Origin of the sequence: Paenibacillus amylolyticus, assembly GCF_050990605.1 — a bacterium.
Taxonomy (GTDB): domain Bacteria; phylum Bacillota; class Bacilli; order Paenibacillales; family Paenibacillaceae; genus Paenibacillus; species Paenibacillus amylolyticus_H.
Genome location: NZ_CP158832.1, coordinates 1,980,378 through 1,996,601, shown reverse-complemented (window position 1 = coordinate 1,996,601; position 16,224 = coordinate 1,980,378). Strand labels below are relative to the sequence as shown.

The following is a 16,224-nucleotide window of genomic DNA, read 5'->3' as shown; positions in this document are numbered from 1 at the left end:
ACGTTATAGCGTTTATGAATCTACAACCATTGCATCCGGTTTGGGTTTAAGCCATTTGCCTTCTTCATTAATAAAAGCCCCCTTGAAGCGGCCCATCTCCAATTGTTCTATCAGCCTCTCCTCGTCCATGACCAGAATCTCAGCGAGCTGCCCCGAGGTGTAATAATGAGCAGGATTGTAATCGAGCAGGACAGGAACAGACGTATCATATAGTTCTTTGATCAGATTCTCAAAAGAATGCCGACCCAAGTTCTCCATGTCTCTATAAAACTGCAAATGTTGGGACACCATATTACGGAAAGATTTATTCTCCAGATGCATCCACAACGTATTGCAGGCCTGAACACTCATATGATTTTGTTCCACATCGTAAAATTGAACTTCTTCAATCTTCATGTATTTCTCTTGAAATGCAACGATCTTAATCAAAGGTACATTTCGTTTACGTGACGCTTTCTTCAAATGGGCTCTAAATTGTTCATAGTTCATTTCATTCATCTATTATCCCTGCCTTTAACATGTTCCAACCGACATTTTACAACAAATTAAAGGCAAGTGTAACCTTCATCATGTGAAAAACAAAAAAACGTGCAGCATCAGATGCCACACGTTCACAATCTTATGGAGTGCGATTACTCAGCGAGAGCACCCGTTTTTACCCACGTAGCCGTAAATTCCTGTTCTTCATACGCATAGAATTGTTGTAAAATAACCTCCCGATCATCGAGGAACAATTGATCTGCTATAGCAGTGACCAGTTTGGGCACCGCACTCTTGGTTCCTGATATGGCCGATGCCGACAGACCGCAGCTGGCAAGTGCAGAGTAATTAAATACAAACAGTCCGTGCAACGGTTTCTCCCCCTGTTCATTCCTGCTGGTCATCGCAAACCCGGAACTCAGGTATGGATGTGCGTCCAGCAATGCATTGCGATGCTCTGGCGGAGCCTGGTAACAGTCCACCCAACGCGCGATGTATGGCTCCACGAGCTTCAGTTCAGGGCGGAGCGCCGGATCACTAAGCAGACCTGTGCTAATAATCAGAAAATCAAACGCAAGTGCTCCCTTTGCCGTATGCACAATCGCGCCTTGCTCCGTCGCTTCCACACTGAGCCAAGGCGAATTCAAATGCAATTCGAATCCAGGCCAGGCTGCCGCACGATTAAAGGTATCATTGGTTGGGGGTTGATTGAATTTGAAGAAATGAGAGATCACTTCATATTTATCAGCAACCGGAAGAGCGTGGTATCGCTCGATCATACCGGATTGCTCCATCTGACGAATGGGATTAACACTAGGCAGTTGTTCCCGCCGCACAAATACATGAGCTTCCGCCACACCTGTGGCAAGGGCATAGCTCGCATTATCGAATGCAGAAGCGCCGCCGCCAAGCACAGCAACCCTTTTACCTTTTAACTGATCAAAATCAATCACTTCCGACGTATGAGCATACCGATCCCGAGGTAATCTATCGGCAATCATGGATGGCACATGCCACTCTCCACCACCTTGTATTCCTGTAGCAAACACGACTTTGCGAGCAAGTATAACATCCATCTGAGTTCCTGCCTTATTCACATGAAGTCGATGTAGTCCGTTCTCTACTGGCTCAACCAGCGTTAATTTCACCTCATTAAGGACAGGCAGATTCAGCACTTTCCGATACCAGCGTAAATAATTCATCCAGTCTCCACGCGGTATCTTGTCAATCTCTTCCCAACCTTCAGGCCCAACCTGTGCTTCCCACCATGAGCGAAAGGTTAACGAGGGGATCCCCAGATCGATGGAAGTCAGATGCTTGGGTGTGCGCAAAGTTACCATACGTGCATAAGTCTCCCAAGGTCCCTCAAACCCTGATGCATTCTCGTCAATGACAACAATATTGGAGATCCGTTCCCGAAGAAGTCCAAATGCTGCCCCTAATCCACTCTGACCTCCACCCACAATGACGACATCATAGACGTGACCATCTATATGTTCTCTTGGACGTACCCAGTTCGCGCCACCAAATGACAAATAATCCAGATCATTCTTCACACGTTCATTCAAAGCTTCCAGGCTCATGATTCCTCAACCCTTTCGAGATACATATATGAACTATTCTTTCTTTGATTATTTGATGTAAGATTGTTGTCAATTATATTGAGAGAAATTACGCATTCACCTTGTTTTGCTGAGATATATTAGCGTTATTATATGAGTTATCAGGGATGAATTGAAGTTGGTGGCAGATTTATTGTCATCTAAACTAAAAATAACTGACATGCTTGTTAATCTAAACGAAACTCTAATTGGTCGGTACCTTTGTTTTCAGGTGATCTCATGCACGCACAGAACAGTCCAATCACATCTCCAGCATTCAATGCCACTTCTACCGCCAAAGTTAGTGATCAATCAATTACATTTATGCAAAATATAAATTCCTTTCTACTCCCCTTGCAACTCCTTTATTGTCAACGTAATTCCTTCTTCAAAAGACGTTGCCACAACTGGGCCAATCCGTTCCTCATACTTCTGTTTACTCAAGATCAGCGGCTCCTCAGTCAGATATAACATCTCTACAATTTCTTTCATAACGGGTACACCCAGTCCAATCAATGACAGTCCCGCTTTTCCTAACGCCATCACAGGTTTTCTTCTACCCGCAGCCTTCTGTGCTATACGCACAATATTATGACCCGAGATGATCCCCGATCCAGGAATGTTCCAGTTCTGTCCATATGTCGTCTCCCTGCTTGCCAACTCCACCACCATGACTGCTGCATCTGGTAAATAGATGTACTCTCTGGGTACCTTCATATTTCCGATAAAAAAAGCCATCTTGCCTTTTGCTATTGCTTCAAGCGTTGAACCCAGATAAGAAGCCTGATTAGCTGTTGGGCCATAATAATCCGGCAAACGAACGATCATCACCTGAGCTCTGCTCCATCTTGTGCTGAATAACATTTGCTCATAGGCAAGTCGTGTCTTGCCTTTACGGGTATGTGGCTGTTTGGGATGTTCTTCTGTTACCTCGTTCATTTGTCTTCTGCCATAGGGGTAGATTCCGTCTATTACAACCACGTTCAGACCCAAGTGTTCTGCCGCCGCCATGACGGACTCGCCCAGCGGTATCAGTCTGCTCTCCATCTCGTTATATGGGACGTTTGCACAATGAAACATGACATCCGTCTCCTGAGAAGCAGCAATAATATCCTCCGGCTGAAAAGCATCTCCCACAGCGATGAACAGGTGATCCGGAGATCCCAACTTTACCGCAAGTTGCTCCAGTTTTTGACGAGAGCGTCCAAATGCAATTGTAGGAACACCCTGTCTAATTAATTCTTCCGTAATTGCTGCACCTGTTCCGCCTGTGGCTCCAAGAACAATAGCTCTTTTCATCGTATATCGACCTCTTTCATCCATTTAGTTATTGATCAATTACTTACTTACCTGAAAACAATATATACTATATTTAGTGATTGATCAATAACTAAAATTCAAAAAGGGACTTTACCTCCCTCCCTATCGTTCCTTCAACTCTGGCATATCTAATGCATTAGATACATTACACAACATCCCGATTGCCAGAAAAATCATGGTTCTTTTCAGTGGTTCAGCAATTCCTGCGACTGTGAAAGCTTCCAGCACCATATTTCGTACATCACTAATGCCTTTTTGCATGGCCTGACGAATGACTTCCTCCCTAATCGTTTGCGCCTGCATCTGGAGCAAGATTTCGCTTTTGTGAGATTCCAGAATCTTATCGTAGGCTTCAATTAGATCATTTTCCAACTGATCTGGCGTAGCCGTCTCCACTACAATTCGAAACGAATCAATCACCCGTGTCCATGAGACCTCAATTGCAGTTAATAATAAAGCTTCTTTTGTTTTGAAAAACCGAAAAATATACGGCTGTGAGATCTGTGCCCGTTCAGCCACTTGAGCCGTAGTCGCACGATAATAACCAATTTCCGCGAAGACATCAATCGCTGCAGAGATAATATCGTTTCGCCGATTAACCGACGCTGCTGTATCTTTAGCCATTATTTTCTCCTTCCAACGTACAGTTATGAATTGATCAATAACTTGAAGTATAACGAATACTATCCCTCAATGCAAAGGTATTGTGACCCTGTACAAAGCCAACAAACCCGCAGACGCTGGCTCAAGCCGCTGCAGGTTGTGTAGCTTGTCGATCATAGATTCTATCCACTGAAGACCGAAAAGAACATGGATTGTCTGAAACAGATTCGTACCATACGGTACAAAAATGTCAGTTCACTCCTGTAGAAGATTGTGCAATCGGGATTCCGAATCCAGCTTCGGACAACTGTTGCAATAACCATGTGTATGACTGCCGTCTCCAACTTGATAAGCCAAACAACAATATCGACGTATCAAGAACGGCGGTCCTTGCCACTCGGGGTGATCAAATCGATTCAGCTTCATGGCAAATGTAAATGTAAATGTAAATGTATTTTCATTTTGTTCGTCAAGCCATATGCTCTGATCTTCCTTGATCTGCGCAAGCCGTTGATCCGTCTTCCATATTCTTTGATCATTAATCATGCGTGCATACAATTGTTGCACATTATGCGCAACCAGAGACCACATGACCTTATCACTCGCCCCTGTACTAATGGCTACCGCTCGCAGGACAGGCTCTAGATGTAACAGCATTCTCTTCTTGAGCAAACCACTCTCTGACCTGCGCTGAACAGGATCGGGACCTTCCAGACAGGTTTTCTCTAGCAGAGTCTCATATCGCATGCAGCCTGATCCATTCAATGCAAACCGTATATCATCATCGGCCATACTAAGGATAGTGTCGTATAGACTGAATGCCGAGATCACGGACATAACGAATACCGAATAACGCTTAGCAAAAAGTGTACCGACGGCCGCACTTCCTTTGCCGCCCAGTTGAAGCCCTTGCTGCACAGCCTGTTCCTGCAATATCGAGTTTCGTTTCTCATCATTTAGAAGATCCTTCACACGGAAAGGATACTTGGAATCATCGCAGTCTACTCGGATCGTCGTCACAAAAAATTGCTGTAATGCTTCCGACATCTCTGAATGGTTATGTCCTGGATAACGTCCCATCTATCGAATCATATCTTCAACTTCGTCCATAATCTCGCTTCGCCCAATCGCTCCCCAGCCCTTAAACAACCAGAACGAGTCTGTGGCATAGACCTGATCTGCAAGAACAGCCGGTACTCCCTTCCAAAGTGAGCTTGCGTTGATGCTGTTTAAATACTCCTCGGCATTGGGATCAACCTCAAGAACTACGAAATTGGCATCAATATCCGCGATTTTCTCCATGGACAGGTCCTCACGTTGTTCGGCAGGTGTCACAGCAGTGGGCACAAATCCAAGATCATGATACAAAAGTGTGTTGGTTGGATGCCCTTTATCCGCATAAATTTGCAAGGTCTTCTCTCTTACACGCAGGTAAGCCAGCTTTTTCTGATCCAATGGTTCGATCTTCGCTTTTAGTTGTTCTGCCTGTTGTTCCACCTCAGCAATTTTCTCCTTGGCCAGATCAACCTTGTTGTATAATCCGGCAATGGTCAACAGATCCTGTGTCCAATACGTTGTGTCATCTTCATAATCCAGCCATTCGTTACCAAGTACAATCGTCGGAGCTATTTTCTCCAACTGCTCATACGCACTATCAGCAGTTCGACTCTCAATAACAATGACATCCGGATCGATCTGAAGGATACCCTCCAAGTTAGGACTATCTGCTGACCCTACCGTTGGAACACCAGTAAGCTGGTCTGCAAGATAAGGTAAGTAATCTCCTCCGTAACGAACTTCTACATTAACGCCTGCTGGTTTCTCACCAATCGTTAACATGTGATCGATGTAAGCGGCGGACAACACAACCATACGCTCTATCTTTTGCGGTACAATCGCTGTTCCTTTAAGATGTTTTATCGTTTGTGTACCACTCTCTTCCAAAGGTGTATCCTGTTGCTGAGGCGTTGCTTCATTTACTTCCGATGTCTTGCCACATGCCGCCAGTACGAGCACAAGCATGGCCAACAGTATCATATGTGCTGCTCTCTGTCTTACCATTTGTATTGAATCCCCTCTACTAATTAATAATAATAATCATTATCACTATAGTAGAAAAAAGCGAATAGGCTTGCCATGGATTATTCCACTCTCTTACCTTGTAAAATATCACCGCTCGTTAACACCAAGTTGCTCCGCGACATATCGCATAGCCCACAAGCGTCCAGTTGGACCCAGCGTTTTGAAAAAAATATCTCCTGCATTATAGACATGGCCTTCTCGAACAGCCTTTAATGCCAGCCATGCACTGGATTGTTGTAATTGCCTCAGTTGAGCGCCTGCTTCTTCTGTAGGATCGGCCATTACAAACACATGATCCGCGTCATATAACTGCAAATCGTTAACTTTGCTCTCCACAGCCCACTGTTGTTCCGGAAAATGACTAGGCAAATGAAAACCCAAATCGTCATACAATAGGGCTCCTGTCTGGTTATTCAATCCATACATTCGGTAGAAATGAGAGGTCACCCGGATAAACATGGCACTCTGTTTCCCCCACCTCGATTGAATGCGCCCACGAAGAACCCGGCTTAGTTCGGCATGCTGTTCTATCCACTTTACAGCCTGTTCGGTGCGCCCCATAATGTCCGCCATGTACAGAAGCCTCTCGCCAAAATGGTTAGTATGCTCCAGCATGGTGGTAGGCGCGATACGATTCAGGGATTCATTTGGCACCAAACGATCACTTGTAATGATCAGGTCCGGTTGGACTCGCCTCAACCCATCATAGTTCTGATTGAAGCTATCCAGGATAAGTCCCTGATGACTGTGTGCTTGAAGAGCAGGTATGGCAACATGACGAGCCACCCTCTGTCCATAGGATAAAGCGGACACTGGACTCAAACCGAGCGTTATCACATAATCGTCCAACCCGTAATATAAGGTGGCAATGCGATTCACTTTATTTTTCATATACAACGTTGGGGCGATTCCTTCGTTTTTCTTGAAGACTCTGCTGAAATAGTGTTCGTCTTTATACCCCACTTGCTCCGCAATATCCTTCATTTTGTCTGAAGAAAATAATAGCTGCTTGGCCTTCGCCATACGTTGTTTCAGGATATATTCGATCGGAGTCATATTGAATTGCCGTTTGAACGTTCTTATAAAATGATTCACACTAAGCCCTGCCATACGTGCCATCTGATCAATCCGAATGTCTTTCATATACTGATGCGTCATATATGCAAGCGCACGATCCATCCCTACTTCAGGTGGAGTTGATTCTTTCAAGTGAATCATTAACTGAATCAACAACTGATGTAAAAGATGTTTCCTATGCGTCTTTTCCAGACTCGTGATGGAGTATTTTCCACTCACCAGGGTATCCATCATCTCCTGAATATCACGTGTATTGGAAGGAACATTAAGTTTGCCCGTCACTGGGAGATCAAATGCCTCGGTATGCCAAGCATTCCGACGTCGGGTAAGTGTAACACAGGAAAATAAAATGATCTGATATCGGACAGGTGCTTCCATATCCGTCTGAAACTCCACATGCATTCCTGGTTTCAACAAAAACCACTCGTCTTGAGACACCGTATGTACAATATTATCCATAGACAAAGATCCCTTGCCAGCAATGACCCTGGAAATGGCGAACCTTTTCCAGATCCGACGCTGAACAGCCCCCGGATTGCTAGAGTAATGGCAGACGTGGACAGCAGAGAAAAAAATTTGCTCCAGTCGTTTGATCCAATCATTTTCCTCCATGCTCACGTCCCCTCTCCATCAATCCGGCACAGCTTTTTCATTTTATTATAAATTAATTGATAACAATTCTCAATAAAATATACAATCGATATTAACTTATCCATTTGGACAACATATACAGACTGCAATGTAACGAAGAAGCGGGATATAACGCTAGAATCAGCAACATTTTCTAACCTGTTGCAAAATGTTAAAAGGCGTGATATATTAATTGAGCCATCAATGATTGACGCATCAAATATTGATACATCAATGATCGAGAGCATCCAAATAATCATTAGGCAATGGCATTGTATACTGCAACTTTAATTATTGGTTAACATACGCCGTTGTTCATGATTCAGATTCACCCGGGAGGTCTAGTCATGACACGTATTGTTTCCAAAGAAGAACAGATCATCAATCTGCTGAACGTGCTGGGCAACAAAATTAGTCCCAAGTTCGAACGCTGTACAGGTATCAGTTCCTCTCGCTTTGAAATTCTGCATGAGCTGGATCAGGTAGATGAGATTAACCAATCCATGCTGCAGAAAATCATTAACATTGATAGTGCTGCGATTACACGCCACTTGAAACAGCTTGAGACGGACCTGATGGTTACAAGACGCAAGAACCCCGAAGATAATCGGGTAACTTTTGTTCGTCTGACGGATCACGGTCGGAAGCAGATTGAAGGTTACAAAGCAGAGAAGACCAATTTTATCAACCAGATTTTACAGGATTTCAGTGAAGACGAAGTTCAGTCACTCGCCGATTTCCTGGAACGTATGCACAACAATTTCTAACCCATATATTGAGGAGAGATCCATTCATGAGTACAATTCAAAGCAAATTCCAAAAAACCAATGATTTTAACGAAATTACCTACGGCCGCCGTTCCGTTAAGCTTTACGATCCTGAAGTGAAAATCAGCCGTGAAGAAATGACAGAAATTTTGGCAGAAGCTTCCCGTGCACCTTCTTCTGTTAATATGCAACCTTGGCGCTTTCTTGTTGTAGATACAGCCGAAGGCAAAGAAAAGCTCGCACCTCTTGCGAAATTCAATCAAAATCAAGTGATGACTTCCGCCGCTGTCGTTGGCGTATTTATCGACATGAATAACGCTGAATATCTGGAAGAGATCTTTAGCAAAGCGGTAGAGCATGGTTACATGCCACAAGATATCGCAGAGCAACAAGTAAAGTTTGTTAAACCTTACTACGATAACATGCCTGCTGCTGATCTTCGCGACGTTAACCTGATCGATGCTGGCCTTGCTTCCATGCAATTGATGCTTGCTGCACGTGCTCATGGTTATGATACCAACCCAATTGGTGGTTATGAGAAAGATCAAATTGCAGAAGCATTTGGCATGGACAAAGAGCGTTATCAACCCGTTATGTTGATCTCGATCGGTAAATCAGCCAAAGAAGGTCATCCTTCCTACCGTCTGCCAGTAGAAACCATCACAACTTGGGCATAATATCAGGGACGTTTGCCCTGTAAGTCACGATTATATTGGTCAATAAGCATACATTCTTAACACATTCCAACAAACACAATATGGAGGTTATACATTATGATTATCATTCACGCTCATCTGCAAGTTAAACCGGACCAAGAGCAAGCATTCCTCGCAGCTGCGAAAGAACTGATTGCTGCAACACGTCAAGAAGAAGGCAACATCAGCTACGATTTGGCAAAAAGCACAGAACACGAACAACAATACACGATGATCGAGCTGTGGAAAGATGAAGCTGCTACAGCTTCCCACAACACAAGCGCGCATTTCCAAGCTTTTGTTCAACAGGCAGCAGCATTCATGGCCGCTCCAATGAACGTTGAAGTATTTGCTGGAGAACAAGTTAAAGCTTAACACTTACATTCTAAACCGTACGAACTGTTAAACATATTTGCTGAATAGTTAGTAAGCGAAGAAGCCTGTCCTCGTCAATTTGACTGAGGCAGGCTTTTTTTGAATTTCTTTTAAGGAATATTTACTACCGATCGCAAACTACCTGGTGTACAAATGCTTCATTAGTTCACGGTTTTTTTGCGTGAAAAGATCATTGTGTGAGGAGACCATTCCGTGTGTATTCGCGTCGGGTGTAACATAAAGCTTAGCCTTGTTCACGGCATTGGCTGCATCCTGGAACGCTCCCGCGATCAAATGAAGCTTTCCTTCATGATGCAAAATATCTCCCGCTGCATATATGCCCGGTACGGATGTCTCGCTGGAGGAAGTTCCTGCGATCCAGTGCTCCTTCATCTCAATCTTAATCTGACTGTTCATCAACAATTCCTTATCCCGCTCATATCCGTAGTTTATAATCACTTCATCCACTGCCAGTTCAAGCGATGCACCATCCTCATTTCGTTTCAGCACAACGGTCTCGATCGTTTGATGATCGTCTGTAGCCACCAGCTTCTCAATCGTTGTATTCAGCAGGCACTCCACAGAGCTGTTTTCAAGACGTGATATTTCAGCTTCATGACCTTTCAGTGTATCTTTGCGATACGTTAAATAGACTTGTTTGGCAATAAGTGAAAGCTCGTTTGCCCAATCAATTGCCGCGTTTCCTCCGCCCGAGATAAGGACTGTTTTACCTTTAAAACGGGAAAGCGACTTGACCGTGTAATGTAAATTGGTAACCTCGAAACGTTCCGCACCTTCAATCTCCAGTTTAATGGGCTTCAGAATGCCTCCTCCAATAGCCAAAATTACGGTTTTGGAGTAATGCTCTTCCCCAGAAGCGGTGTGCAGAACATACAAGCCTTGCTCGTTTTGGGATATGGACGTTACTTTTTCACCAAGGACAACCTCAGGCTGGAACGTCAAACCCTGATTGACCATTTGTTCGATCAGTTGTGCGCCCGGAACAGGTTGTAAACCTCCCACATCCCAGATCATCTTTTCAGGATAAACATGTACTTTCCCGCCAAGGAACGGCTGAAATTCTATGATTTTTGTTTTCATTTCACGCAAACCGCTATAAAAGGCTGAAAATAACCCGGCGGGCCCTCCGCCAATAATGGTTACATCAAATACTTCATGATCTCTAGTTATATTCATTGCGCAATCTCCTCTTTTCTAATCTTCGTTAATCGTATGAACAATGCTATTTTCGTTTCCTGAACAACAAATAGATAAAATAAGGCACACCGATAATGGAAATCACAATGCCTACCGGCAGCTCTGCCGGAGCAAAAATGGTTTTACCGATAAAATCACCGATTAATACCATTAGCATGCCGATTGCACCGCAGACAGGCACAACGTATTTATACTGAATACCAACTAATCTTCTGGCTATGTGAGGTGCAATCAGACCAACAAAACCAATGCTGCCGGAAACCGATACACAAGCACTCACAAGTCCGACACAGCATAACAGAAAGATGATCCTTTCCCGATGAACATCGAGTCCTATACCCGATACGGATACTTCATCAAGATGAAGCAAATTCAGTTTATAGGATCTCCACCAAATGATCGGGATTAAAATGACAAGCCATGGCAATACTGCTACGATCTGTGGCCAGGTTTTGCTATAGATACTGCCAGCCAGCCAAACGGTCGCCATTTCAAAATCCTGAGGGTCCATTTTCAACGAAATATACAGCGTAATTGCCCCAAAGCCCAGTCCCAAAGCGATTCCCACCAGAATGAGTCGCTGAGGATCAATCACTCCCCGATGTCTGGCAAACAGCAATAATAAAAATGCAGCACCTACACCGCCGAACCAACCAAAGAGCGGCATGGCCAAGGTAGATAACCAATTCGTACCAATTGTTCCACGGAGAATAAACATGAATAGTACAATTGCCATTCCCGCAGCAGAGTGAATCCCCAGAATGCCGGAGTCAGCCAGTGGATTTCTTGTAATCCCCTGCAGCACAGCGCCTGCAATTCCAAGCCCCAGCCCCACTAATGCACCAATCACAATTCGGGGCAAACGAAAATCAAAAATGACCAGATCGTATTCCCTGTTTGAATTCACACGGAATAACGTTTGCAGTACCTCTGAGGCAGACATATCAAATGTGCCGTTCGTTACACTGATGTACATAACAAGGATGGACAACGCCAACATACAGGTAAGAACGAACCAGAATCTTCCTTGAAGACCCAGTCGGATCATACGCTCCTCCCCCCTCTTGTCTTGATCAGATACAGGAAGTAAGGAACACCAAACAACGCAGTGACCACACCAACCGGTGTCTCAAATGGAGGATTCAGCCATCGACTGATGATATCGGACCAGGCAAGGAACAACGCACCGAATATAGCAGCATAAGGGATAATTTTTTTGTAGTTTTGTCCAACGATATAACGGGTCAGATGTGGAATGATCAAACCGATAAAAGCGATTTTTCCAGCCATAGCCACCGAAATTCCAGTTAAAATAACTACACTAAGCATCGTTAACATCTTCATCACCACAAGATTGATTCCGAGACCTTGCGCAATATCATCGCCCAACGCAATCGCTGTAATCGAACGTGCGACCAACAGAGCAATGAGTAGGCCAACGATGGCAAATGGAATGGTCCATTGGATCAATGCGGGGTCCATCTGATGGAGTCTTGCATTATACCAAAAGCTGATATTTTGTGAGACTTGAAAATAAGTAGCCATCGCCTGGGACACCCCGTTCAAAAACGTCCCCAGAATGGTCCCCAGTATAGCCAAGGTTAACGGGCTCATTCCGTTTGGAAGCATTCTGGCTACTGAAAATACAAGTGCAGCACCAAGTGCTGAACCAATCAAAGAGGCAACAATTAGCGTCACGGAGGAAGCCCCTGGCATAAGGATCATGCAAATGGTAATTACAAATACCGATCCATCAGTAACACCCATAATAGAAGGAGAAGCCAGATAGTTTCTGGTCATGCCCTGCATCAGGGCACCGGAGACTGCAAGAAACGCACCAATTAGCAGCGCACCGACGACACGCGGGAAACGAGACGTTTGAATAATAAGATGATCCATATTCTCCGAATCAAAATGAAACAGAGACTGCCACACCGTTTCATAACCGATTGTTTTGGAGCCATACGCCACAGATCCCACGATTGTCACAATGACAAGCAGGGCCAGCATGACAAACTTGATAAAGCTTTTACCTGACAACAAGTACATTTCCTTCTGCTCCAATCTATTACTTGTCTAGGTGCTTCTGCACACTCTCCAGAAACTTGATTCGACTATAGGCCGGGCCTCCCTCCAAAAGTGGATCAACTACATTGACATAAACATGATCCTGTTTGAAAGCATTGATATTTTGAATAATAGAATTTTTTTTCAAGTCTTCGAAGGTGTTGCTCGCATCCTTATTTTCACTCGTAGAGAATTGGATAAATAAATAATCAGGGTTCATATTCCCCAATTGTTCCACAGAGATGGCTTCTTGTGTTTTCGCCATACTCATCTCTTTCGGAACTTCTAGACCAAGTTCATCATATAAAACAGGGTTAAAGTACACATCCTGAGGATAAACGAACATCTGTGTGCCGCGAATACGTACGGCTGCCACTTTTTTACCTTGCAGCTTTTCCTTCAATGACGTTTTGACGGCATCCGTATCGGTCTGGTATTGAGCTATACTTTTTTGGGCTTCTGCCTGCTTCCCGGTTAATTCGGCCATAAGATTCAGATTCGCTTGCCAGTCAGTCGCGATGTGTGACACCAGAATCGTAGGAGCAATTTTTTGCAGATTCTTCAGCACTTCTTCCTGAAACTTGGTGGAACCCAGGATGACATCAGGCTTTAAAGCTAATATTTTCTCAAAATTAGGTTGCTGTTTCTCACCAATGGATTCAGATGTATTTGTAATTGAGGCAAACATTTCAGGGAAGGTTCCCCCCACCGAGATGGCCCCTGTCGGATGTACATCAAGCATTAATGCATCCTCCATGGCCTCCATCGCACCTGTGATTACAATTTTTTCGACATGCTGTGGCACCGTATAGGATTGTCCCAAGTACTCTATCGTTCTGGTTTCGTTTGAAGTCTTGTTGTCAGAATCATCCACCGTTGTTAATTCATTGTTACTAGCAGTTTCACTTAATTCATTTGCTTTCTCTTTGCCTCCACATGCAGACATAACCACCATCATTAACGCAATCAATCCGACCCAAATCCATCTTTTGTTCATTCTGCCCGTAACCCCTTCCATCTTGAATTGCATTTTATATTGCTTTTGTATTCATTCCCAAGTGCTCAGACAACGTGGACCCGGTGTATTCCTTTCTGAACAAACCTTGATCGGCAAGCATTGGTACAAGCTCATCAAAAAACAGGGACATCGATTGCATCGAACCACCCGGAAGAGCAATGAATCCGTCCAGCGCCCCTGCCTCATGCCAGGTAATAATTTCTCTTAATGCGTCCTCCACCGTTCCCACTATAATCCAATACGCAGATCCAACCACCTCTGGCCTTGACAATAAATCTCTCACGGCAGGCTGCTCATTGATAATCAGCCTGCGCAGCAGGTTGGTATGCGTCTGGCTGTGTGTAGGTTGAAACAGATCAGGCAGCATGTCAGCCGTGACCGGACAGTCCATGGAAAGATGACTGATATCCATTCCCAATATGGATTGGATCGCTGAATATCGATGTTTAATGGTCATATGTGCATGGGCCTCGTGATGCAACTCACGTGCCTCATCACGTGTTTTACCCAAGAAAAGATACATTCCGGGTAACACCCGAATCTCATCTGGATGACGCCCCTGGTTGCTTGCTCTTCTCCTCAGGTCTTCCCGCAATTCGATACCTGCAGCGATATCCGGAGTCGCCGCAAAAACAGCATCTGCTACGGAAGCAGCAAAATGACGCCCTGATTCAGATGCACCTGCCTGGAGTAAAGGAAGTGAGTCTGGCGAGTAAGCTGGCACATTTAGTGGTCCCTTAACACTGAAATACTCCCCTGAATGCTCGATAGCACATATTTTCTCTCGGTCCGCATATCGCCCAGTCTTGCGATCAACCCATAATGCGTCGTGAGGATAACTCCTCCAAAGCTTGTGAACTACATCCGCAAACTCCATCGCTTTGGTATACCTTTCCTTGGAAGAGGGCATCGGAGCATTACTGAAGTTTTCAGCACCTCCAATGGCGGTAACCATATTCCAGCCTGCACGCCCCTTGCTGATCCAATTCAAGGATTGAAGCTGCCGCGCAACCACATATGGCGGGTTGAACGTTGTAGAGGTGGTTGTGATCAGTCCGATGCGTTCCGTTTCACGCGCAATGGAAGCTAGCATAATTGTCGAATCAGGACTGCTAAATCCAGGCGTATGATCTAAAACATCTACATGAAGTAATAAGGCATCTGCCTTAAATACAAAATCAAGTTTTGCCTTTTCTGCCTTCTGTGCAAGCTCCAGATAAAAATCGCTGGAATATAAGTTTTCTACATTGCTGTCCTCCCGACACCAGCTATTTCCTTTCAACCAGGTTGCTGTCAAGGACAACCCAATGCAAAGCTGTTTTTTTGTACGCAACTCCATCAGCCCTTCACCATATTTTATCAATAATGATTATCATTATCAATAATACTATAACAAGAATGAGCAGAAATGCGAATACACAAATAACTAATCCAGTATGTAGGATTATCTACTTATTGAGCATATTCCGATGGAGAAACACCAAATTTATGTTTAAAAACCCGGCTAAAATACAATGGATTGGTATAACCTACACTGATTGCAACGTCCCGAACAAGATAACTACCTGACCTCAGTAGCTCGCTCGCTCTCTCCATGCGATAATGAATGACATAGTCGATTGGACGAACCCCCGTATATTTGTGAAACAAATAGGAGAATCGCTTAGTATTCATACCATACAGCTTCGCAAGTCCATCAAGTGTCAGTGGGTTCATATAATGTCCATGAATATAAGAAATGGCGTCCTCTATCATCTTTTCAGTCGAAGAGGTTGCATTTTGACGTTGTTTACAACCAGTTAACATCTGCACCATGATGCTCATAAACAGTTCCTTCACCCGAAGTTTCCCGACCCCTCCCTGGATGCACAACTGTTCTTGCAGCATAACCAATAATTCAACGACCCTTGGATTCTCTCCCGAGTCCAATACAAAATGTGCAAAACACTCTGATATACAATCTTCCTCCTCCACCCTGTCCAAACTATAAAAAAGGGAGTAATATTCGTATTCGGACTGTCCCTTCACCTGAGAGTTCAATTGCATGCCTGGAGCCGCGTGAAAAACAGATCCTGGATGTAATGCGTAGACCGTTCCATTTACGGACATGCTGGCATCACCTCGAATAACAAACACGAATCCATGCTTTAACGTTCTATATTCACGCAATATGCTTTTAGGCTGTAGAACCAATCGATTGATTCCCTCAATCCCAAACGACTTCTCTGCAAATATTGAAGCTAATTTATCTACATCTATCATGGTACTACCTGCTCCCGTCTACATATTTT

At 44.2% G+C, this 16,224-nt stretch carries 16 protein-coding genes; 3 read left to right on the top strand and 13 right to left on the bottom strand.

Annotation, left to right across the window (positions count from 1 at the left end):
- Positions 1 to 12: 12 nt before the first annotated feature.
- The 7 genes from ABTV53_RS09180 to ABTV53_RS09150 form a co-directional block, all read right to left on the bottom strand.
- A complete protein-coding gene (locus ABTV53_RS09180) occupies positions 13 to 498 on the bottom strand; it encodes a hypothetical protein (RefSeq protein ID WP_433752462.1) in 486 nt (161 codons plus the stop codon).
- 134 nt (positions 499 to 632) lie between these two features.
- A complete protein-coding gene (locus ABTV53_RS09175; RefSeq protein ID WP_433752460.1) occupies positions 633 to 2,063 on the bottom strand; it encodes an NAD(P)-binding domain-containing protein in 1,431 nt (476 codons plus the stop codon).
- 363 nt (positions 2,064 to 2,426) lie between these two features.
- Positions 2,427 to 3,380 carry an SDR family NAD(P)-dependent oxidoreductase gene (locus ABTV53_RS09170; protein WP_433752458.1) on the bottom strand — a complete coding sequence of 318 codons (954 nt, stop codon included), beginning with the start codon at positions 3,378 to 3,380 and terminating at the stop codon, positions 2,427 to 2,429.
- Between the two features lie 123 nt (positions 3,381 to 3,503).
- Positions 3,504 to 4,025, bottom strand: coding sequence for a TetR/AcrR family transcriptional regulator (locus ABTV53_RS09165; protein ID WP_433752457.1), 522 nt, complete (start codon positions 4,023 to 4,025; stop codon positions 3,504 to 3,506).
- 234 nt (positions 4,026 to 4,259) lie between these two features.
- A complete protein-coding gene (locus ABTV53_RS09160) occupies positions 4,260 to 5,051 on the bottom strand; it encodes a hypothetical protein (RefSeq protein WP_433752455.1) in 792 nt (263 codons plus the stop codon).
- Positions 5,052 to 5,084: 33 nt separating this feature from the next.
- A complete protein-coding gene (locus ABTV53_RS09155) occupies positions 5,085 to 6,065 on the bottom strand; it encodes an ABC transporter substrate-binding protein (RefSeq protein WP_433752453.1) in 981 nt (326 codons plus the stop codon).
- A 108-nt stretch (positions 6,066 to 6,173) separates the two neighbouring features.
- Positions 6,174 to 7,775, bottom strand: coding sequence for an AraC family transcriptional regulator (locus ABTV53_RS09150; protein WP_433752451.1), 1,602 nt, complete (start codon positions 7,773 to 7,775; stop codon positions 6,174 to 6,176).
- 365 nt (positions 7,776 to 8,140) lie between these two features.
- Here ABTV53_RS09150 and ABTV53_RS09145 point away from each other — a divergent pair, with 365 nt between their 5' ends.
- The 3 genes from ABTV53_RS09145 to ABTV53_RS09135 all read left to right on the top strand — a co-directional run bounded on the left by ABTV53_RS09145 (position 8,141) and on the right by ABTV53_RS09135 (position 9,630).
- Complete coding sequence (locus ABTV53_RS09145; RefSeq protein WP_433752449.1) at positions 8,141 to 8,560, top strand: MarR family winged helix-turn-helix transcriptional regulator; 420 nt, start codon at positions 8,141 to 8,143, stop codon at positions 8,558 to 8,560.
- 26 nt (positions 8,561 to 8,586) lie between these two features.
- Positions 8,587 to 9,237 carry a nitroreductase family protein gene (locus tag ABTV53_RS09140; protein ID WP_433752448.1) on the top strand — a complete coding sequence of 217 codons (651 nt, stop codon included), beginning with the start codon at positions 8,587 to 8,589 and terminating at the stop codon, positions 9,235 to 9,237.
- A gap of 96 nt (positions 9,238 to 9,333) precedes the next feature.
- A complete protein-coding gene (locus tag ABTV53_RS09135) occupies positions 9,334 to 9,630 on the top strand; it encodes a putative quinol monooxygenase (protein WP_433752447.1) in 297 nt (98 codons plus the stop codon).
- A 138-nt stretch (positions 9,631 to 9,768) separates the two neighbouring features.
- Here ABTV53_RS09135 and ABTV53_RS09130 read toward each other — a convergent pair whose 3' ends face one another.
- The 6 genes from ABTV53_RS09130 to ABTV53_RS09105 all read right to left on the bottom strand — a co-directional run bounded on the left by ABTV53_RS09130 (position 9,769) and on the right by ABTV53_RS09105 (position 16,195).
- Entirely contained in the window at positions 9,769 to 10,827 is a 1,059-nt protein-coding gene (locus ABTV53_RS09130; protein ID WP_433752445.1) for an NAD(P)/FAD-dependent oxidoreductase, read from the bottom strand.
- Positions 10,828 to 10,873: 46 nt separating this feature from the next.
- Positions 10,874 to 11,896: a FecCD family ABC transporter permease gene (locus ABTV53_RS09125; protein ID WP_433752443.1), complete on the bottom strand. Its 1,023-nt coding sequence runs from the start codon at positions 11,894 to 11,896 to the stop codon at positions 10,874 to 10,876.
- Positions 11,893 to 12,897, bottom strand: coding sequence for a FecCD family ABC transporter permease (locus ABTV53_RS09120; RefSeq protein WP_433752441.1), 1,005 nt, complete (start codon positions 12,895 to 12,897; stop codon positions 11,893 to 11,895). The genes ABTV53_RS09125 and ABTV53_RS09120 overlap by 4 nt, the downstream gene beginning before the upstream one ends.
- A gap of 19 nt (positions 12,898 to 12,916) precedes the next feature.
- A complete protein-coding gene (locus tag ABTV53_RS09115) occupies positions 12,917 to 13,912 on the bottom strand; it encodes an ABC transporter substrate-binding protein (RefSeq protein WP_433752439.1) in 996 nt (331 codons plus the stop codon).
- Positions 13,913 to 13,946: 34 nt separating this feature from the next.
- Positions 13,947 to 15,266, bottom strand: coding sequence for an NtaA/DmoA family FMN-dependent monooxygenase (locus ABTV53_RS09110; protein WP_433754127.1), 1,320 nt, complete (start codon positions 15,264 to 15,266; stop codon positions 13,947 to 13,949).
- Positions 15,267 to 15,385: 119 nt separating this feature from the next.
- Positions 15,386 to 16,195: a helix-turn-helix transcriptional regulator gene (locus ABTV53_RS09105; RefSeq protein ID WP_433752438.1), complete on the bottom strand. Its 810-nt coding sequence runs from the start codon at positions 16,193 to 16,195 to the stop codon at positions 15,386 to 15,388.
- Between the last annotated feature and the right edge of the window lie 29 nt (positions 16,196 to 16,224).